Consider the following 20,353-nt stretch of genomic DNA (forward strand, 5'->3'; position numbering starts at 1 on the left):
TTTTACCTGTAGATTACCTTTCCTGCCTTTAAAATTTACGATTCGGGGGTACATTAGAAATAGACCTATAATCAGAAAGGATGAACACCATGACAACAGCTCTTGTAAATGATCTATCTAGTATTGTCCGCAGTGCACCTGCTATTTTTGCCTCACGTACTTGCAGAGAAGCCCTTCGCGTAATGTTCCAGCATCCAGAATCTAAATGCATCGTCGTCTGTAATGCTACGAATGAACCGCTTGGATTGTTAATGAGCGAACGTTTCTTTTTAAAAGCCACCGGAAGATCTGGGGTAGATCTGTTCTACAGAGAACCTGCCATGAAGCTTATGAACAAAACTCCACTCATCTATGATATCTCCACTCCACTTGAATCCGTATTAGCTAATGCTATAAGCCGCCCAGATCCTATGAAGAATGATTGTGTCATTATTACCCGTAAAGGTAAATTCGCAGGTGTAGTTTATATCTCTGACCTGAAGCGCAGTTAGTTGTAGCCCCTGCCATCATCTTTCCTCTAATACCTTCCCCTTTCCTCAGAAAAGAATATCCGGTGACGTGTCGATTCTCCAGTATCCCTCCACTTTCTTCAGCTTCACATACACCGACTCACTGCTTTCCTGCGCATCTGGATAAGGAACGGTCAGTTCGAATTCAGCGGTTGTCGCAGTTTTGGAGAGCATGCGGGCGGTGGCTTTTTCATACATCAATAGATTGCCCACATCTGCATTAACCTGCGACATTCTTCCGTTATACTCCAAAAACTGAGTCTGCACATAATATGCCGCTGCATTGTGAGTGTAGGCTTTTTTTATGTAATTCATCAGCTTCGTCTTTGTGCCAATGTCACTGGAAAGATAACGGTACGCCTGCGCTTTATACGTGAAGGTTTCTATCGGGAAGATGTTTCCGCCTCGATTACTATAGAAATAAAGAGCTCTTGCATGGACTACCAGCGGAATGATACTTTTCACCGTCAAATTATTGATGGTAGCAGGGCCCTCTTTCCCAGGCGCAGACACAGCCACCTTCTTGATCTCGGCACTCCCTGCTGACGGCGAAGCCGCCATAACTCCCCCTCCTGCTGAAATCAGGCCTATGGAAAGGGCCAACGAACCAATCATCCACTTTTTGTTCATTCGGAAATCCTCCTTTGTTATCCAAGCTAAAACGCCTTCGGCGTCCTTAACGGACGGTAAGCGTTTATGCGAGAAATATAAAGATAATGTAACGCGTGAAACTTATACTTTTTATATTTTAAAAAATACAGGCGATAGCCACTGTTCCAGCTTATGCACCCCGCAAGCTAAAATACCCAATAAACTGAGGGATGAAAACACATTTATTTATTTTAGTAACGAAAAAACTCCACCCTCCTGATTTACAGGAAAAGTGGAGTCGTATAATGGTGTTATTGCAATGGTTAGAGATCTAATTCGATGATGGAGTAACAACCTCATAATAAGCTGTGAAGGCTACGTTAGCAGTCAAGATACTTTCAGGACTGTTCGCAGAACGCTCTTCATAGGATTGTTGAAAATTAAACGAATCTACATTCACGATACGCGCCAGCATTTGTAGCTCATCCATCCACTGCCGTATGCTTGTATAGGTGCCCTCTACTACAGCAGTCATTTTGATCTGTTTGACCATCGGGAACAGCACTTTAGCCGAACCAGTCATCTGCTGAATCGGATTAGCTTCATCCAAAATAAAGCTGACATCCTTTAAACGTGCCTGTGAGGACATCCCAACCGCTCGTAAATCCTCAATCAATCCTTCGCTATCATCGCCTTTCGGGAGTGCTGCCAGAAGTTCCTGTTGTTCAGAATCTAAAGAAGTAGCGCTGCTTTTTAGTTCATTAATTTTAGTTTGGAGAATCTCTGCTTCTTTTTCCAGCTGGCTGATCTCGGCGTTCTGTGCGGATATTTCCTTATTCGTCGGTTGAACACCCAGCATATAAAAGGCAAACAGCATCAAGAACAGAATCAATACACCCAGTACGATTGGAGAGCGATACTTATTGAACTGTTCCATTGCTGTTCACCTCCTCTTGGCTTGCATCCGTTCCATTTGTCTGTTGATTATTTGCTAATAAGTTTACTTTATAAATGGCTGTATACATATTTAAGGAAGTGGCTGCATTCGTTGGCCCCGCACTCTGATCCACAGTTCCTTCGGTCAGCTTCGAAATAGAAGCATCCACTGTAAAGGACATCTGACGCAGTTGTCTTAAATAGTTAGAGGCTTCTACCATAGTAGGTACATTAACAGTCAGGTCAATCGATGTCCGGTAGGTGTAGTTAATGTCACGGAGCAGAGAACCCGGTGGTAACCCTTCGACTAATTCATTTAGAATAGGAACAGCAATTACTTTATTGTTCTGAATCTCTGCGATTGCCGTCTTCCGATCTAACTGCCCAGGTCCGCTGTTCTTAAGTTTCCCAAGCTCTACCTGTAGCATTAAACTGCGATCCTGCAAGCCTTGCAGCTCCTCTTTACCATTAGAGATTTGACCCTTATTAGCCGAAAAATAAATACCCGTCCCAATCGTTCCCACCAGCCAGATCGCCACAAGACCCATGGTCACATAGGGGAATAATAACGTCTCCCGATCTTCTCTTGGCAGTAGGTCAATCGTGTCCACGCTGATGATGCTTTTTAGAGCTGTCCCCGCTGCTACTCGGTAATCATTTAACTCAAGATCAGATACAGTATCTTTACCCATCTGGTCTAGGCTTATCGGTGTAATGTCGAGTTCTGCCAGCGACTGCTGAAGCTCTAGATCTAGCTGTTTACGAATGGATGGGACACCTGTTATAACTAAGTTTTTGATACGAGTCGAGCCATCGTGCAAGCTATATTGGTAGAAGCTGAGCATCCTCGAGATTTCCGCAGTGATCTCCACCATTTGTTCCGGTGATAATTGCTCTTCCACAGCAACTGCTGTTTCTGCCAAAACTTCGCTGTCTACCATAAATTCCAATGCCGCAACATTTCGACCTTTATGCAGATCAAGCAAGTTAATCGTACGAATGAACACCGGATTCCCGTTTCTGAACATATAAACGTCCATGACGGATGGCTCTAGATTAATCAACATCGTTTCCGCAAAGCTTTCCCCATGTCCGGTTGCTATACTTCGCGCCAAAGCGGTTGCCGAAATTTCAACACTGCTTATTCGCAGACCCGCACGCACCAGAATTTCTACATAATCCTGTATTGATTTCCGCGGAGCGGCAAAAACGAGTAAATGGCTATGCTCCTCATCTACCTCGAGCGTCACATAGTCATAAACAGGATTTTCAAATGGCAAATGCAGCCCCGTCTCCACTTCGAGCTTTACGAGCTGTTCAACCTGCTTATCGTTGGTACTTGGGATACTCATTTTGCGGATAATGATCTGCGAAGGTGGAATCGACAAGGAAACCTTGCTGCCCCTTAACCCTTCCTTCCTCACCCACTGCCTGACCCGGTCATAAAGCGCCTCGCTATCCGCCACCTGATTCTCTATGATCATGCCTGGAAGGAGCGGGAGATACCGTTTTTTGCGGACTTCCCATGACTGTTTATTCTTAAAACTAATATAGCGAATTCCGGTAGCTTCAATTGAAAGTCCGGCCACTTTAGGGCCTAATCCAAGCATATGTCGATGTCCTCCTATCCGATGAGCGAGAGATACGCGCCGATTATGTGTGAACCATATCCGTAACTAATTAAAGCACCTATTGCTAACCACGGACCAAAGGGAACCGGTTGTTTGCGTTTGATGATTCCGAGCAGCATTAGCAGTCCTCCGACCACGCTCCCAAGCAGACAAGCCATCAGAAATACCAAAATCACATTCGGAAATCCGATGACCAAGCCCAGCAGCGCAAATAACTTCACATCCCCGGCACCCATCCCTCCTAACAGAACAAAGGGGATAAGAACCCCTCCCCCAAGCACAGCTCCCAGCAAGTGATGCCATAACGGCCCCTCTGGAAAGAGCAATACAAGAATGAGCAGTATCGGCAAAAAGAATAGCAATACCTTGTTCGGAATCAGCATGTACTTCAAATCGGCAATCGTCACAATAACCGCCAGACTCACCAGAATGAATCCGAGAATCCCCTTCCCCGTCAGACCAAATTGCATGTACACCCATAGAAAAAGCAAACCCGTCGCCGCTTCTCCTAGTGGATATAAAGGCGACACCCTTGTGCCGCAGTAACGACACTTGCCTCCTGACAGCAGGTAGCTTATCACCGGAAACAAATCACGCGCCTTCAGCCGCGTATTGCAGTTCGGGCAATGGGACGGTGGATTAAGCAAAGATTCCTTAGCTGGCACACGCAGTGCCACTACGTTATAGAAGGAGCCTAGAGTTAGGCCCAGTAAGGTGATGTAACTTGCGATGAACATCGTCATTTATGTCCTCTGTTGGCTTTCTGGATTTTAAAAAAGGAATCGGGAAGTCCGATTCCTTGGGAAAAAGCTGATTATTTATCACTGGATTTCAATACTTTAGACGCTTCGAAATTATAAGTCTGGGGATTTGCACCAGTAGTACCTGTATTTATGACTACAGCATCAGTACCTGTTAATTTCCCATCAGTAAACTTAACCTCTCCGCCTGTTATCTTTGCCTTGGTACTTGGTAAATACAACTCAGCATCTAAGTAACCTTTTGTTTGCAATTCTGTAATAAGTATTTTATCAACAGTAGCGTTATTAGCAGTACTCGTATCAGAATCAAAAACTCCCTCTTTTTCAGAACTTACATATAATCTTGAAGCATCATATATTTGACGAGCTGTTGCGGTATCAGCTGTTTTCCCTGTTTTTGTAATTAAATTTGATATCATAGGAAATGCAATAACCGCAATAATCCCCAAAATAACGATAACCGCCAACAACTCGATCAGCGTAAACCCCTTTTGGCTTTCTTCTTTGCTCAATCTTCTTTTAATCGCTTGTGCTAACATTTGATTTCCCCCTCTAAGTGGTGTGTGATGGTACAGCTTATATCTTTTATTTCCGTGAATCCCGCTACAATGCTCGTCCTTCCTTGTCTAGCGCTAGCAAAAGATCTGTTACCCTGCCCCGCTCCCTCGGGCGTCACCCCTCTCAATATCTTCAAGGAACCGCAGAGTTCACATATTACCGTACAGACTGAACATCGGCAGCATAATAGCAGCCACAATCACACCTACAACACCTGCTAGAAAAGCAATCAGCAATGGTTCTAACAGTGACTTCAGACGATCAACGGTATTTTCTACGTCCATCTCATAGAAATCAGCAACCTTAGACAACATCGTGTCGAGTGCCCCTGTCTCTTCACCAATCGCAATCATCTGCGTAACTAACGGTGGGAAAACCCATGCCTTTTTCAACGGTTCAGATAGTGGATTTCCTTGTCGCAGCGAATCACCTGCACTTCGGATAAATCCCCCTATGACCTTATTTCCTGCTACCTCTTCTACAATCATCAAGGATTGCAGGATCGGAACTGAGCTGGCATAAAGAGATGAAAAAGTACGCGTAAACTGAGCAATCGAGCCTTTTTGATTCAGCTTGCCGAACACCGGAATCTTCAGCTTGGCATAATCGAGTGCGTAGGCACCCTTTTCTGTACGTTTTGTAATCTGAAAAGCTATCACTAGGAGAAGAACTCCGAGGATCCAGAAATACCATTGACCTTGAATGCTTTTGCTAAGCGCCAATACCATCTTCGTAATCGCCGGAAGCTCTGCATTCATCGATTCAAACATCGTTACAAACTGTGGAACTATCGCCCAGAGGAGGTATATAACCGCTCCAATCGCCATAATCCCGACCGTAATCGGGTAAGTGAGCGCAGATTTAATTTTCTCCGTCGTGGAATGCTGCTTCTCAAAAAACATCGCCAGTCGGTCGAGCGTCCCCTCAATATCACCGGATTCTTCACCGGCGCGGATCATGCTGACGAATAGCTGCGGGAAGATTTTTTTATGATCCTGAACAGCTTGTGAGAACGAGATCCCCCGCATCAGGCTTGAATTCACTTCCACAAGTGCTTTACGGAGCGGTTTGCTCTCAGTCTGCTCAGCCAAAATACGCGTTGCATCTACAATCGACACTCCAGCACGCATAAGCGTGGCAAACTGCCTACAATAAATGATGAAATGAAGTGACTTAACTGGATTACCGATATAAATGTCCATCGATAGAATCGTTGTTTTGCGTTCGATCAGCGAGAATACTATAAGGCCACGCTTTCGTAGTTCCTCCATGGCCGTAGGCTTATCTGTTGCGGTTAGCTTTCCTTTAATGGACTTGCCTGTGGTTGTCTTTACTTGATATTCAAAAAGAGGCATCAGCTGCTCACCTCCGCCATAAACGACTTAGCTGCTGCTGGTTCAATGAACCCCTGGGATAAATAGTCGCGGATACTCATGTCCAACGTATGCATGCCTTGCGAGCGTCCGGTTTGCATCACATTTTTAATCTGATGTGTCTTTTCAGTACGAATGAGGTTGGCTACTGCAGGTGTATTCACTAAGATCTCTGTTGCACATATCCGCCCACGTCCCCCTGCCCTTGGAAACAACCGCTGACTGACAACTGCCAGTAATACTGAGGCAAGCTGTGAACGAATCTGTCCCTGCTGATGACCAGGAAAAGCGTCAATAATTCGATCAATTGTCTGTGGTGCGTCTGTTGTATGTAAGGTTGCCATCACAAGATGACCTGTCTCTGCGGCAGTAACTGCTGCTGTAATGGTCTCCAAATCCCGCATCTCTCCAACGAGAATAACATCTGGATCCTGACGTAACGCGGCACGTAGTCCGCTCGCAAAGCTAGCTGTGTCGTTGCCCACTTCACGTTGATCCACTAGACAGGTTCCATGACCATGAAGAAATTCTATAGGATCTTCGAGTGTCACAATATGCTTGCTTTCGGTCTTGTTAATGTAATTCAGCATAGCTGCTAACGTAGAGGATTTACCGCTGCCCGTAGGGCCTGTAACTAGAATCAAACCTTGTGGTTTGAGTGACAAAGTGGATAAAATCGGAGGCATCGATAGCTGTTCTAGACTCGGAATCTCTGCTGGAATTGCCCGGGCAGCAATACTAATCTCACCCCGCTGACGATAAACATTCACCCGAAATCTTGCACCGCCATCCAGCGGATAAGAGAAATCCACCTCGCCTGCATTCCGAAACACTTCGCTTCTTTCACTGCCAAGCAGCGTTTCTGCCATTTCTGCAGCTTCATCAGCTGTTACTGGTGCACCCTCAAGTGGGTGAAGCGTTCCATCCATACGTATCACCGGAGGCGAGCCTACAGAGATATGTAAGTCGGAAGCTTTGGAGGAGTAAGCCGTCTGCAAAAGCTGTCTAATATCCCGCGTATACGTTGGCATCGGCTGCTCCCCCTAGATTAAAATGCAATACACCTAATAGACCCTAATGTGAGACCGTCTCGCGCATAACTTCTTGTAACGTCGTAATTCCCTGACTAACTTTGAGTAAGCCATCATCCATCAGTTGAACAAGTCCACGCGCTTTACCTGCGACACGGAGTTCTTCTACTGAAGCAGTGTTCGTAATAAGCTGCCGCAAATGATCGTCAATACTGAGTACCTCATGAATCGCTATTCGGCCACGATAGCCAGAACTGCTACAGCTACCACAACCTCGACCACGATGCAGTTCATCCGCTGGCAACCCTAAGCTACGTAGCATAATCGCTTCTTGCTCAGATGGTTTGTAGGCTTCTTTGCAGTCGGTACAGATTTTACGAACGAGCCGCTGCGCTACAACACCAATCAGTGAAGAGGCAATTAAATAAGGCTCTACCCCCATATCTCGCAATCGAGAGACAGAGCTAATGGCATCGTTTGTATGTAAAGTAGACAACACTAGATGACCCGTTAATGAGGCGCGAACCGCAATTTCAGCAGTTTCCGCATCCCGTATCTCACCGACCATTACAATATTCGGATCTTGTCGGAGAATCGAACGTAGTCCCGCCGCAAAGGTTAACCCAATAGCCGAGTTTACGTGTACCTGGTTTACACCCTCAAGCTGGTATTCCACCGGATCTTCCACCGTGATAATATTTGCACTTTCTACATTGAGTTGATTCAGCGCTGAATATAAAGTCGTTGTTTTTCCGCTACCTGTAGGTCCAGTGATTAGTAGAATTCCATAAGGACGCGCGATCATTTCCTTAAAAGCTTCCGCATTCCCCTCACTGAATCCCAAAGCATCTACAGATTTAACCCCAGTACTCAAATCTAGCAACCGCAGTACAATCTTCTCTCCGTGCATCGTCGGCAATGAGGACACACGAATATCTACCATTTTGTAATCGAACTGCATCTTGATTCGGCCGTCTTGTGGCAAACGTCGTTCTGCGATATTCAGTCGGGCCATTATTTTCAGACGAGCGGTGATAAAGCCCTGCATCTGCTTAGGAATAATCCGCTCTGTCCGTAAGGTTCCATCAATGCGGTAGCGGATCGTTAGATTATTCTCACCTGGATCCATATGTATATCAGATGCCCGTAGAGCAACAGCCTGCTGAATCATCTGATTGACCAAACGAACAATTGGAGAATCCTCGTCTGTAATCTCCGTTTCTTCTATTTCTTCTTGTGTCGGGAGCTCTACTAGCATTTGATTCATAGAATCACGCATCCCATAATGACGAGCAATCGCCCGCTGCAGCTCATCTCTGGTAGAAATAGCAGGTTCGATCCGGAACCCTGTACTCATTCGCAAATCTTCTATCGCAAAATAATCCAGCGGATCGGCCATCGCAACCATCAGCTTACCGCCTTCTTTTAAGAAGGGAAGTACTTGATAACGCTTAGCCATACTTTCAGGAATAATCTGCGTAATCGCAGGATCAATCTGGTATTTAAATAAACTGACATGCGGAATGCCGAGCTGGAATTCAAGTACTTCAATCAGCTGCTGCTCCGTGATATAGCCTTGAGAGATTAGCAGATCGCCAAGCTTACGCTTGCTCTTACGCTGTTCCGCAAGTGCTTCAAGCAGCTGTTCCTGCGAAATAATATTATTTTCTACCAGCAAATCTCCAAGTCTCTTTTTCACGATGGCCATGTCCGTTCAGCTCCATATGCCGTTATTGGTTATACCTTTATGCCGACCTTAATAATGGATAATACGGGGAATAAACAGAAGGTAAATTACCATTTTTATTTCTGCAAAATACGAAAAATATTTTTTCCATAATTACGGATCCATCAAATTTGTCAAACTAGCGTATTTTTCAATAGACTTGGGACTTTAGTAATAAATTTATAGGTATATTTCAATAGATTTATGTTGTCTATCAATGCTTAATGTCCTAGAATGTATATAACATAGATTGGATAATTTTACAATGAAATCAGCTGAAAAAGCTGTCGTAAACTAGCATATATGACCTCTAATGCGACCATATCTGTCAATAGTTAACAATCAGGGAGAGATGACCATGAAATTTGCCAGCAACAAAAGGATCTATCTTATTACAGTGTCCATTCTGCTTCTCCTTCTGCTTGTTCTACCACTCAAAGATCACTTCATGAATGTCGAAGCCAGTTCAAATGATTACCAAATTCGGATGCTGGAGGTTACGGAGAGTGGGGTTAGTGAGCTTACGTCTCTAAAAACGGGAATATCTAACCTGACGATTGATACGATGAGTATGAAGCGCTTTGTGGCGCTGCGGGATGATCTGGACGGGAGATATGATGCGGTTTATATCGGGAAGGGGAATTACAATCCTGCACAGGTGAGTGATCAGAGACCAGCCTCAGAGGAGAATAGAGCTAGGGCACTAGACACCAAAAGCATGAAGAACGATATCACTCAGCTGAAGGCAGATCAAATAACGAAGGAATTTATCAACAAGGGGTTATATGTTTTCTTTCATAGTCAGCCCTTTAAAGACAAAGATAAAAAACCTCAAGATAAGCGAGGTATACTGTACAGCTCTTTTAATAGTTACCGTCTTTCCACCACCGCACCAAAGGTTAAGTTTGTAGATGATACCGAACTCGCAAATATCTTTGATGATTTAAAAAAACAGAACTCTACATACATAAACGACTTAAAAAAACGCCCCCGTCTTCAAATTACGAACAAAATACCTGACTATGACCCTAATGTAGCTAATAGTAAAATCTATGTTCCTGGGGAGAAGCTTTCTTTTAATTTCAATGTTACCAACGCACCTAGAATATTAAGCTCTCCGCTCTCAGTCAAACTATATATCGGTCTTGATAAGTCCATCAAAATGGGAGAAAAACAGGTCGTTGCTGAAACAGAGCTTAATACATCCAGTGGAACTATCGAATACACTTTGCCAAAAACGTACTCCGGATTACTCTACTGGAAGCTAGAAATCAATGATTATCATAATTCGCAATTAAAGGATTTTGACAGCGGCGTAATTCGTTATCGCGGAGAGAAGACCATCGTAAATATTCTTCAGGTTATGCCTGACACTCTATCGGAAAGCAGCCTCCTGAACACTAGTAATATGGATCCTCTGTTTTTGAATACAACTGATTATCAACTTCATATAGCGGTCAAAACTATGACTCAATTTAACACATATGTGAATGAAAAATATGCTGCAACACAAAGCTACGGATTAAACGGCACCTATGACATGCTCATCTTTGGTTTTGTCGACGAATACTATAAGAAATCCAACTTAAACACTAATGCAACCAACGCGATTACACAATTCACTGGTACCTTCAAGCAAAGCGCCTTGTTCACTCACGATACCATCATTAATTTAGATGCAAATAAAAAGAACTGGATCAATAATTTCATGGGGATTACCGGTCAGATGAATCCTGAGACCAACTTAGGCCATAATGCCATCAATCTTTCCACCAAGGTTAAGCCGGTGAATGATGGACTTTTAATGCAATATCCCTTTTATCTGAGCAAGAGGGACGCCAACAACAAGCAGGTCGATATCATTCAACCACAAATTGCACCGACACATAACCAGTACTTTACGCTTAATCTGGGAGATCCTGAGGTGGTCTCCTGGTATAACATTGAGAGTATGCCTGAAGGCACCTCAATTAAACCAAATGGAGAATATAATAAATACCAGCGCGACACCGAAGATAGCTGGAATCAATATTACACCTATTCGAAGGGAAACATTACCTACTCAGGCACAGGTCACTTTTTTGGAGTTAGTGATATCCCGAGCTCTCTCAGTAGATTCCCTGTCTGGGAACAACAATTGTTCGTTAATACCATGTATCGTGCTTTTATTGGTGCCAATCATGCTCCAGAGATCACGGTGCATACACCAACTAATGGCTCATCGGTTCCTTCTTATCAAAACACAATACTAGTCGACTATACTGTAACTGACTTGGACTTTAATGATCGTGATCTGACAACTGAAATTCGCTTTAAAAATGGGAGCACGTATTTTACCGACATTGAAATGAGTAGAACGAGCATTAAATCAGGGCAAAGTATATATAGAACGGTTAAAAATCCGCTTCCAAATGGGGGCGAACTCGACATCGAAATTAACGCATGGGACCAAAACGGAGCTCTCTCAAGTAAAACCATCAGAGTAAATGTCCTGCCGTCGAACACCAATTTGAGTGTAACACGCTCTCTCTCTCAGAATGTTGTGAATGGTAAAGTAGAAAAGGGTGAACCGGTCACCCTTAGTTATTCCATTACACCAAAACCTGTACCTTTTGAAAACGTCAGCACCGCCAATCAGGCCTACAACACACAACTGATATCGGATATTGTATTCACCGAGAACCTTCCACCTAACCTAGAGATTTCAGGAGAACTACCTGTCGATACGATTGTCACGGGGAATGTGACTAGCGGATATAGATTGACACGGAATCTAAGTAACATAACTTATTCATTAAAGACGGAGAATGGCAAACAGATCTATAAACCTGACTCTGAGCAACCCATAACGTTCCAAATTACGGTTACTCCGACTCAGTCCCAGACTTATACTTTAAATGATTCCAAGCTAACTTATGTCGATATTCATGCAACATTGCCGCCGCTGGGAATCATTAATGAATACAACGCATTTATCCTTCAGACAACCTCACTTCGTGGAGGAACTATCATGGGGCCAATAGCATCGGGGGGCACAGTCAACTTCAACAACGCTGGTATTGATGTAAATGGACGATACAAAGGCAGTGTCCCATACGGTATTGTCACGGGTGGAGATGTTAATCTTCCTGAAGGTACAGTTTACGGAAACGTATTGTATGCTGGAAAAGTTCTGAATCTAAAAAATGGTTCTATTCAAGATGGTAAGCCAATACAAGGAACTCTTTTAGATTTCAGTAAGTATGGAGATTATTTCCGTGGACTCTCAGATGCCATTGCTAAGTTGCCTGCCAACGGTTCGGCGATTCCAGATGGATACGGATCAATCACCTTATCAGGTAACTCATCCATTAACATCTTTGATATTAAAGTCGCCGACCTTAGCAAATTTACGAGTTCAAGACTTAATGTTCCAGCAGGATCAACGGTAATTGTTAATGTGAAAGATGATAAAGATACTGAGCAGTTCTTACATTTCCCACTCGGAGATGACGGAAGCCGTGTGCTATTCAACTTTCCTAAGTCTACTTCTGAAAGTTTTGCAAAGCTTAGGATATCTCAAGCCAACGTATACGGAACCATTCTAGCACCACGGTCTGCCATAACATTCGATGGAGGACAGGTGTATGGAACAATCATTGGAGCTTCAATGACTATGAGTTCAGCGACTTTATTCCATTATCCTTTTACTGGTAACCTACCAGCGGAAATCTATCCGCTACCTGTCCCAGCGCCGACAGATCCTCCATCAGCTAATTTAGCGCGTACTACGATTTCGTTTGAGACCTTAACCTTTACAGCCGAATATAAAATTAAGGCTCTACAATTAGAAAGCAGAACCATCTATGTCGGAGAAGGAATGCGTTTAATTCCAACAGTCGTGCCATCAGATATCCCTGATCAGGCGTTTTTGTGGGCAACTACCGATACTAATTATGTACAGTTGGATTCAAGCAGTGGTTACATCACAGGTCTCGCCAAAGGCACAGCGACAGTCCATGTAGCTGCACTAGATGGTAGCGGCAAACAGGCTACAGCAACCATAACGGTAGCTGAGCGAACTCCACGATCCTTAACGATTGATGGAGATGAGACTGGTGAAGTTAACGATTCTATTCCTTTAAGTGCTATCTATGTGCAAGACAATCTAAATAATCAGGGACCAGAGGCCAATATAACCTATACCTGGTCCGTCATCAATGTCACCTCTGGAGCAAGCACTGCTGTAATTAATACCAATCCAGACTACCCAGGTGATGACACCAAAAAGGTATTCAGTGCTACACAGTCAGGAGAATACCTAGTAAGCCTTACTGTAAATTCTAGTAATCCGGTGCCAATTACCCAAAAGAAAACCATAGTAATCACTAACCCGCTAAAGTCACTGTCGATTGAAGGTCCAACAACTGTAATGGTAGGGGGGCAAATTAATCTAAAATCAATTAAAGGACCTCAAGATGCGGATGCTGCGCAACTGAGCTGGAAATTTGTCCAACCCGATGATGCCGATACATTTGCTAGTCTCGCACCTTCAGAAGATGGATCCACCGTTAAATTGAATGCAGGTGCCAAGGCTCAAGAAGGACTTCAGATTGAGGTTTCGTCCAATGACATAATAAGTTCAAAACACATCGTTAACATCGTTGATTTAACTGGATTAAGATTCCGGGATCAGTCCATTACTTTAGAGGTAGGCAAGACCTTCCCGCTAACTTCAATCTTATGGCCGTTCCCAACCTCCATATCGTTAGATCAAATCATAAATAACCTAAGTTGGGAAAGTAAGGCCCCAGGAATTGCTAGCGTCGATAATGGAGATGATGCAAAAATCAGAGGAACCGTTACAGGTGTCAAAAAAGGCTCAACCATCATTACAGTGACCTATGATTCTGGAATTGCTGGTAAAACACCAGTAACAGCTAAGATCACAGTCAAGGTAACGGACTCTTCCCCAAATGGGGATCGATACTAAATTCTTATATTTAACAAGTATCACACATGAAAATAGGGTATCCCTAAGCCATCGCTTAGGGATACCCTATTTTCACTAATCTTAATGACTTACAAGCTCCAGAGGTCCTACGGTTACATTGATCTGCTGCACACGAGGTAGACTAGACTGCTGGTGGGTGAAAATCTCCTGATTATAATCGATGCGAAATCGGTGACCCAAAGTATAACGATTCTCATCCTGATTTTCGAAATCAAAACCTAATGCCGGATCTAACGGTTCTTTTACTTTGCCAAGCACTGCATTGACTGTAAGATTGCCTTTTGCGAAAAAACCCCCATTTAACCAAAAGATTGAACCTACACCGTATAGATCAGCATCATTATCCGTGTAAAAAAAAGCTTTCATTTGCGCTGTTTCATTCCTAAATGCATCAATTCGGTTAATGAGCACATTACCTTTAGAGATAAGAACTAGTTCCTTATCGCCTAATCCTCGAATTACTGCATCCTCTACAGTCGTTTGTCCCAGAACAAACATAGTGGAATTGAATTGCACTTGGCCTTTAATAATGACGTTACCTGTAACCAGAATGTTCGCTTGGATCTCCAAAAAGTTAGTGTTCTCTGAACTATAGTTATTTATCTCCAGATCACCATTTACAATGAGCCATTTGGGCTTGTTAGGCAAAGTACCGGCTTTAGCATCATCACTAAACGTTAATTGCTGGTAATCAATTCCGTCAATTAATAGATTGCCATTATAGATTGCCGATTCTTCCCGAGCTTTTAATAATTTATTCTGATGTTCTTTTACTTTTTCTAAGTATTCGCTATATTCTAGTTTGTATATATCTTTTTGTTCTTCTGTTGGATTGTTTGGAAGTACTGGTTCAGCGATGGGTGGATTAGCATCGGGTAGATTAGTTAATCTTGAGGATAAATAATCACCTAATCGTTTCTGTTCAAAAGCTTGCTTAATTTCAGACTTCGACCCGGCCCTACCTGTCGCTTCCTCCACTTTATCAAAAAAGGACTCCTCCACATTGATCTGAATGAATTTTTTTTGTGGTTTGATGAACACCTGTTCTTTATTAACACCTAGAATATTAGGAAGGATAATGGATGCATTATTTTTATTTACTACTGCATCTACAACACCATTCCCAGAATATTTAATACTTTCAAGTGATTGCACATGTACTTCAGGAGGAGGTTCCGTAGAAGTTGCACCGGTTACACCCTTCAATAATTCCACTCTGGGATATTGGGTCTTTATTTCAGGGGGAGCCAATCCTTTGTATGTATATAATGCGGTATCCCTGACGTTCAATTCTTGACCTGCATATATATTTCCGTGGAGTATTGGCGCTCCGTTTAGTGTCAAGGTTGCCTCCGAACCAAATGCATACTTCAAGAAGTCGGGGTATGTATCAATGACTATTTTCTGCCTCAACTCTCTTTGAACGCCATTGACTGCAGCTTCGGCGGAAATATTGATATAATATTTATATTTTTCCACACTTTGTTCCTCGTACGTAATACTTTTGATCTTGCCAATAGCTCCAGTTAGCTTTGTACTTACACCATTACTGACTCCAACAATTTTGTTCGTGACCTCTTCGACAATATCCTTAATCTCATCTTCCATATGATCAGGATCGATATCCTTTCGTCCATCCAGCTTCGTCTGTATATAAGCGACCGCTTCATCCAGCCCCTTCTGCGCAAGGTGTAAACTTTGCACATCGTTCTCTCTGGTTTCCGTTCGTTGTGCCCCGCCCATCGTTGCCCCAAGCACAGCTAGTCCGAGTATAGTAAGTAGAAGAGCAACAAACATAACTAGTACTAGGGCTGATCCTCTTTCGTTATTCCTCATCCCTCCTACTCCTCCTAGAATCCGAATTTGCTTTTCAGCTCCAATGGGTAATCCCTTCCGTTGTAGCTCTGAACTAGCGATAAATCTATCGATATCAGACCACTATCACAAGGAATGCTATTCTGACAATCTAGAGTAATGGCAGAACCTTGTGCTAACCTAGATGTAATCTTAGTTCTTGTGTCCGCTGAAGGGTCTATCACATCGGGTGGAGCTATCGTAAGAATGCCATTAGCAATACGAATCCGAGATTTGGTGCCGTCCTGGCGCTCTAACGTAATGAAGCTATCAATAATCTGGGTCTTATCAGCATTTTGGATCAACGTTGGGGTAACCTTATCAGGCGCAAAGGTATACAACTCTGTAATTATTGTGGACATTAACAAATCCCCTTCATCCCGCAAAGAATTTTCAATCGATATTTTATGATAGCTGCGTAAGCCTAACATCGTTATCCCTGAAATAATTCCTGCGGCAACTGTAAACAACGATAGGGCTACAATTAGCTCCACTAAAGTAAATCCACCCTCCCTGCGGAGAAGGTTAACGAATTTTTTCATCGGTAATGTATCCCTCCACAACAGGTTCACTTTGGGGTCCTCCGGAAGAATCCGCTCTGCTGACTTTGACCAACACTGGCAACAAATATGCTGCCATCTTCTGTTTCTCCGGATCACTAGAGTTTAAGCTTTGATTATGTAGATCACGCTGATATTCAATTTCTATTTGATAGTTTACCCCATTGATAGCAGGGTTTAAGACTTGGCTTAAGGTTTCTGTATCTTGTACAAGCACTATGTAATCATCGCATTTCGGAGATTCCGCTGTATCCTGTTTGCATTTCGATGCCTCTATCGCATCGTTGCCCTTCGTAATGAAATAATCCTTCATCTTCTCAAAATCCTGCTTCTCCACATAAAACAGCGCGTTCCGCGCCAGATTGACCATAATCGTTTTGTTTTGATTCGATTTAGAGTAACTCATGGCGTTTGTAAAGTAAGACGTAAGTACCAGTGAAAATATCGATAAGATCACAATAGCGGCCAGCACCTCGATCAATGTAAATCCTTTTTCCTGCTTTAGGCCTGATTTCATCCTACTTTTTGCCTCCCGCCTATGAGAATGCTTTCATATTTGCACGCTTTTTCCTTAATTTTCTACTTCCATTATATTCTCTCATATCCAGCTACAGCAATCCTCAAAGCCCTAATAATTCAGATATTTCTACAATATCTCTCACTTTTACTCTATGCTATCATTTGGAAAGAGAGGGGATGGATAAAATGGCTTTAATAGAGTGCAAATTTTATTCGGAAGTGCTAGGATTGAATACCTCAATGACTGTAATTTTGCCACAAAAAACAACCACACAAATCGGGATGAGCAACGTAACTAGAGGCGAACTTCACCCTACGCTGTATTTGCTGCACGGTTTGTCAGACGATGATTCGATCTGGCTTCGCCGGACTTCCATAGAACGGTATGTAGCTGAGATGGGAATAGCTGTAGTAATGCCGAATGTGCATCGCAGTTTCTACACGGATATGGCGGTTGGCGGCCGTTATTGGACCTTTATTAGTGAAGAGTTGCCGATGCTTGCGCGCTCGTTCTTCCCGCTGTCAGATAAACGTGAGGATAACTTTGTAGCAGGGTTGTCGATGGGTGGTTACGGGGCAATTAAGCTGGGACTAGGTAAACCGGAATCTTTTGCAGCAGCAGCAAGTTTGTCGGGAGCACTTGATATGGCGCATCGTTTTTTAAATGAGGAAGATCCTACCGTCAAAAGCAAAGAATATGAGATGATCTTCGGAACAGAAGATATCGCCGGAACGCCCGAAGACCTTCTATGGCTGCTTGAGGAAGTGAACCGCTCCACGGGACCGAAACCAGCGCTGTATCAATGCTGTGGCACAGAAGATTTCCTGTACACAGATAACTTGAAATTCCGCGATGCATGCCGAGCAACCTCCCTTGATTTCACCTACGATGAAGGTCCTGGCAACCATGAATGGGGCTATTGGGATGCCAAAATCCGCGATATATTGGCTTGGCTGCCGTTGAGTAATAACTAGCTTCTTCTTATAGACAACAAAAAGGTGCAGCCATAAGCTACACCTTAATATCTGTTCTATGCAGATCGCCCTCTTCGGAGGGTTCTTTTAAAATAAAAGGATAAAGTATACGTTTCACACTACTTTATCCTTTTATTTCTCGCTTAATTGCTTACCGTCCTTATAAGGACGCCGAAGGCATTTATGCTTGTTTGGTGATTTTTTTAAATAATCCTGTCTGTTCCGTAATCCCTTTTTCAGCAGCAAATCTCTCAATACTGGATGCACCAAAGAATCCATCTATACCTTCTGTCCGTTCAATTACATACGCCGCATCCTCTGGCTCAGCAATCGGTCCACCGTGGCAAATCACCATAATATCGGGATTTACTGCTTTCCCCGCTTTAATAATCGCTTCAATTCTTTCTACACAATCGTCCAATGTAAGAGCTGTCTTAGCTCCAATTGTACCTTTGGTAGTCAAGCCCATATGTGCCACCAAAATATCTGCGCCTGCTTCTGCCATAGCTTTAGCTTGCTCAGGATCAAATACGTAAGGAGTGGTGAGCATATCCAATTCATGCGCTGCTCTAATCATATCTACTTCTAAACCATATCCCATCCCTGTCTCTTCCAGGTTCTGTCTGAATACACCATCGATCAAACCAACGGTTGGGAAGTTTTGCACACCACTGAAACCTTGTTCCTTAAGTTGTTTCAAATAAACCTCCATCACTCTAAAAGGGTCCGTTCCACATACGCCTGCTAATACGGGAGTATTTTTCACAACAGGTAATACCTCAGAGCCCATTTCGACTACGATTTGGTTGGCATCACCATAAGATAATAACCCCGCGAGTGATCCACGACCTGCCATTCTGTATCTTCCTGAATTATAAACAATCAGCATATCCGCTCCGCCAGCTTCACTGCTTTTTGCAGTAATCCCTGTACCAGCCCCAACACCTAAAAGAATCTTTCCATTTGCCACTTCTTCTCTAAACTTCGCCATGATTTCTGTTCTTGTATTTTTGTTCATGTGTAACGCCTCCATCATTATTTAAATGTTCTGTGTTAGTGTTATTGCTCATGAGATCTATTAGCTTCTGCGCTGCTGCTTCTGCAAACTCTACATCATTAATGGCACAATCCATTTCGATAACCTCGACAACATTTCTGTTCACACCATTTCTCAAGGTATCAAATAACATTTGATCTTCCTCTACGCCATAAAAAGCTTCCCCTGCAACATCAATGCCGGATATCCCTTTAAGAGGCAACATTAATACCGTTTTCTCTTTGGCCATATTTAATTTCTCGACAAGCTTTTTGCCGATAGCTTCATTTTCTTCTACCGTTGTTCTCATCAAAGTAACTGTAGGGTTATGCTTATAGAACTTATGTCCAGCAAATTTCTCGGGTACCGTATCATAAGGGCCAAAGTTGCACATATCAAGCGCGCCTACCGATACAACCTGTGGAATATGATGTTTTCCAGCAGCTTCTAACCGGTGAGGTCCAGCATTTAGCACGCCACCAATAATTTCGTCCGCCCATTCTGTTGTGGTCAGATCCAATACGCCTTCAATAAAACCAGCCTCGATTAGCGCTTCCATGGACTGCCCACCTACACCTGTTGCATGGAATACAAGCACTTCATATCCTCTAGCTTCAAGATAATTACGGGCCGCTGTCACACAGGGGGTTGTTACCCCAAACATTGTTGTAGCTACTAATGGTTTTTTCTCTATCACTTGTTTATTCTCAAATTTAAGCATACCGGCGATGGCGAAGGCTGCATTGGTAAAAATCTTTGTTGAAATGGAGTTCAGTCCTGCAACATCTACTACAGATGGCATCATGACAATATCACTAGTGCCTACATATGGAGCAGTATTCCCTGAAGCTACGGTCGAAACCATCACTTTAGGTACACCAATAGGCAATGCCCGCATACCAGGGGTTACAAGTGAAGTCCCTCCAGTGCCCCCAAAGGAGATAATCCCATCAAATTTGCCTTGTTTATATAATTCAGGTACTAATTTTTCCATACCTTTGGCTAATAATTCTGTTGCTAGTGCTCTATCCTTCTTGGCAACGAGCTCATCTATACTTACACCCGCAGCTGCTGCTACTTCTCTGTTGGAGATATCCGGTGTAAAAGTGGGCTCAAATACACCCGTATGAATCGTAAACGTACCTAGCTCCAAGCTTTCCAGCAAATTTTTAATGTAGAGATATTCTTCACCCTTGGTGTCAAAAGTTCCGGCAATGGCAATCGTCTTCATTTCTTCAACCTCCCCTTCAGATATCTGCAACAAAAAAGCATGATCAACTTATGAGTTAATCATACTTCT

Annotated in this window: 16 protein-coding genes; 3 read left to right on the top strand and 13 right to left on the bottom strand. The window is 43.2% G+C overall.

Annotation, left to right across the window (positions count from 1 at the left end):
• Nucleotides 1-89: 89 nt before the first annotated feature.
• Complete coding sequence (locus tag UQ64_RS23935) at nt 90-491, top strand: CBS domain-containing protein (protein WP_060625902.1); 402 nt, start codon at nt 90-92, stop codon at nt 489-491.
• Between the two features lie 45 nt (nt 492-536).
• Here the strand turns inward: UQ64_RS23935 and UQ64_RS23940 are convergent, their stop codons facing one another.
• From UQ64_RS23940 to UQ64_RS23975, 8 genes are all read right to left on the bottom strand, one after another.
• Nucleotides 537-1,139, bottom strand: a complete 603-nt coding sequence (locus UQ64_RS23940) for a DL-endopeptidase inhibitor IseA family protein (RefSeq protein ID WP_060625903.1) — start codon at nt 1,137-1,139, stop codon at nt 537-539.
• A gap of 292 nt (nt 1,140-1,431) precedes the next feature.
• Nucleotides 1,432-2,037 (bottom strand): type 4a pilus biogenesis protein PilO, encoded by a 606-nt coding sequence (gene pilO / locus UQ64_RS23945; protein ID WP_060625904.1) that lies wholly within the window; start codon nt 2,035-2,037, stop codon nt 1,432-1,434.
• Nucleotides 2,021-3,646 (bottom strand): pilus assembly protein PilM, encoded by a 1,626-nt coding sequence (gene pilM, locus UQ64_RS23950; RefSeq protein WP_060625905.1) that lies wholly within the window; start codon nt 3,644-3,646, stop codon nt 2,021-2,023. The genes pilO and pilM overlap by 17 nt, the downstream gene beginning before the upstream one ends.
• Before the next feature lie 14 nt (nt 3,647-3,660).
• Nucleotides 3,661-4,410: a prepilin peptidase gene (locus tag UQ64_RS23955; protein ID WP_060625906.1), complete on the bottom strand. Its 750-nt coding sequence runs from the start codon at nt 4,408-4,410 to the stop codon at nt 3,661-3,663.
• Nucleotides 4,411-4,481: 71 nt separating this feature from the next.
• Nucleotides 4,482-4,967 carry a type II secretion system protein gene (locus UQ64_RS23960; RefSeq protein ID WP_060625907.1) on the bottom strand — a complete coding sequence of 162 codons (486 nt, stop codon included), beginning with the start codon at nt 4,965-4,967 and terminating at the stop codon, nt 4,482-4,484.
• Nucleotides 4,968-5,135: 168 nt separating this feature from the next.
• Nucleotides 5,136-6,341 carry a type II secretion system F family protein gene (locus UQ64_RS23965; RefSeq protein ID WP_060625908.1) on the bottom strand — a complete coding sequence of 402 codons (1,206 nt, stop codon included), beginning with the start codon at nt 6,339-6,341 and terminating at the stop codon, nt 5,136-5,138.
• Nucleotides 6,341-7,390, bottom strand: coding sequence for a type IV pilus twitching motility protein PilT (locus UQ64_RS23970; protein WP_060625909.1), 1,050 nt, complete (start codon nt 7,388-7,390; stop codon nt 6,341-6,343). Before UQ64_RS23970 ends, UQ64_RS23965 begins: the two co-directional genes overlap by 1 nt.
• Before the next feature lie 43 nt (nt 7,391-7,433).
• On the bottom strand, nt 7,434-9,098 hold the full coding sequence (locus UQ64_RS23975; RefSeq protein ID WP_060625910.1) for a GspE/PulE family protein: 1,665 nt from the start codon (nt 9,096-9,098) through the stop codon (nt 7,434-7,436).
• A gap of 376 nt (nt 9,099-9,474) precedes the next feature.
• Here UQ64_RS23975 and UQ64_RS23980 point away from each other — a divergent pair, with 376 nt between their 5' ends.
• A complete protein-coding gene (locus tag UQ64_RS23980) occupies nt 9,475-14,088 on the top strand; it encodes a choice-of-anchor A family protein (protein WP_060625911.1) in 4,614 nt (1,537 codons plus the stop codon).
• Between the two features lie 81 nt (nt 14,089-14,169).
• Here the strand turns inward: UQ64_RS23980 and UQ64_RS23985 are convergent, their stop codons facing one another.
• Genes UQ64_RS23985 through UQ64_RS23995 form a run of 3 tightly spaced genes read right to left on the bottom strand, consistent with a single transcriptional unit; the run spans nt 14,170 to nt 17,040 of the window.
• On the bottom strand, nt 14,170-15,945 hold the full coding sequence (locus UQ64_RS23985) for a hypothetical protein (RefSeq protein ID WP_060625912.1): 1,776 nt from the start codon (nt 15,943-15,945) through the stop codon (nt 14,170-14,172).
• A 14-nt stretch (nt 15,946-15,959) separates the two neighbouring features.
• Complete coding sequence (locus UQ64_RS23990; protein WP_060625913.1) at nt 15,960-16,505, bottom strand: PulJ/GspJ family protein; 546 nt, start codon at nt 16,503-16,505, stop codon at nt 15,960-15,962.
• On the bottom strand, nt 16,489-17,040 hold the full coding sequence (locus UQ64_RS23995) for a type IV pilus modification PilV family protein (RefSeq protein ID WP_060625914.1): 552 nt from the start codon (nt 17,038-17,040) through the stop codon (nt 16,489-16,491). Before UQ64_RS23995 ends, UQ64_RS23990 begins: the two co-directional genes overlap by 17 nt.
• Before the next feature lie 188 nt (nt 17,041-17,228).
• Here UQ64_RS23995 and UQ64_RS24000 point away from each other — a divergent pair, with 188 nt between their 5' ends.
• Complete coding sequence (locus UQ64_RS24000) at nt 17,229-18,017, top strand: alpha/beta hydrolase (RefSeq protein WP_060625915.1); 789 nt, start codon at nt 17,229-17,231, stop codon at nt 18,015-18,017.
• A gap of 181 nt (nt 18,018-18,198) precedes the next feature.
• On the opposite strand, the gene UQ64_RS24005 is transcribed toward UQ64_RS24000, so the two are convergent.
• On the bottom strand, nt 18,199-19,035 hold the full coding sequence (locus UQ64_RS24005) for a phosphoenolpyruvate hydrolase family protein (RefSeq protein WP_042192344.1): 837 nt from the start codon (nt 19,033-19,035) through the stop codon (nt 18,199-18,201).
• The gene (locus tag UQ64_RS24010; protein WP_082651294.1) at nt 18,995-20,284 is read right to left on the bottom strand and encodes a Tm-1-like ATP-binding domain-containing protein; all 1,290 of its coding nucleotides are present in this window, start codon (nt 20,282-20,284) and stop codon (nt 18,995-18,997) included. The genes UQ64_RS24005 and UQ64_RS24010 overlap by 41 nt, the downstream gene beginning before the upstream one ends.
• Nucleotides 20,285-20,353 lie beyond the last annotated feature (69 nt).

Source organism: Paenibacillus etheri (assembly GCF_001012825.1).
Classification (GTDB): Bacteria; Bacillota; Bacilli; order Paenibacillales; family Paenibacillaceae; genus Paenibacillus_AQ; species Paenibacillus_AQ etheri.

Coding starts and splice junctions, on each gene's coding strand:
- UQ64_RS23935 (WP_060625902.1), top strand. CDS start 90: ATGACAACAGCTCTTGTAAATGATCTATCTAGTATTGTCCGCAGTGCA.
- UQ64_RS23940 (WP_060625903.1), bottom strand. CDS start 1,139: ATGAACAAAAAGTGGATGATTGGTTCGTTGGCCCTTTCCATAGGCCTG.
- pilO (WP_060625904.1), bottom strand. CDS start 2,037: ATGGAACAGTTCAATAAGTATCGCTCTCCAATCGTACTGGGTGTATTG.
- pilM (WP_060625905.1), bottom strand. CDS start 3,646: ATGCTTGGATTAGGCCCTAAAGTGGCCGGACTTTCAATTGAAGCTACC.
- UQ64_RS23955 (WP_060625906.1), bottom strand. CDS start 4,410: ATGACGATGTTCATCGCAAGTTACATCACCTTACTGGGCCTAACTCTA.
- UQ64_RS23960 (WP_060625907.1), bottom strand. CDS start 4,967: ATGTTAGCACAAGCGATTAAAAGAAGATTGAGCAAAGAAGAAAGCCAA.
- UQ64_RS23965 (WP_060625908.1), bottom strand. CDS start 6,341: ATGCCTCTTTTTGAATATCAAGTAAAGACAACCACAGGCAAGTCCATT.
- UQ64_RS23970 (WP_060625909.1), bottom strand. CDS start 7,390: ATGCCAACGTATACGCGGGATATTAGACAGCTTTTGCAGACGGCTTAC.
- UQ64_RS23975 (WP_060625910.1), bottom strand. CDS start 9,098: ATGGCCATCGTGAAAAAGAGACTTGGAGATTTGCTGGTAGAAAATAAT.
- UQ64_RS23980 (WP_060625911.1), top strand. CDS start 9,475: ATGAAATTTGCCAGCAACAAAAGGATCTATCTTATTACAGTGTCCATT.
- UQ64_RS23985 (WP_060625912.1), bottom strand. CDS start 15,945: ATGAGGAATAACGAAAGAGGATCAGCCCTAGTACTAGTTATGTTTGTT.
- UQ64_RS23990 (WP_060625913.1), bottom strand. CDS start 16,505: ATGAAAAAATTCGTTAACCTTCTCCGCAGGGAGGGTGGATTTACTTTA.
- UQ64_RS23995 (WP_060625914.1), bottom strand. CDS start 17,040: ATGAAATCAGGCCTAAAGCAGGAAAAAGGATTTACATTGATCGAGGTG.
- UQ64_RS24000 (WP_060625915.1), top strand. CDS start 17,229: ATGGCTTTAATAGAGTGCAAATTTTATTCGGAAGTGCTAGGATTGAAT.
- UQ64_RS24005 (WP_042192344.1), bottom strand. CDS start 19,035: ATGAACAAAAATACAAGAACAGAAATCATGGCGAAGTTTAGAGAAGAA.
- UQ64_RS24010 (WP_082651294.1), bottom strand. CDS start 20,284: ATGAAGACGATTGCCATTGCCGGAACTTTTGACACCAAGGGTGAAGAA.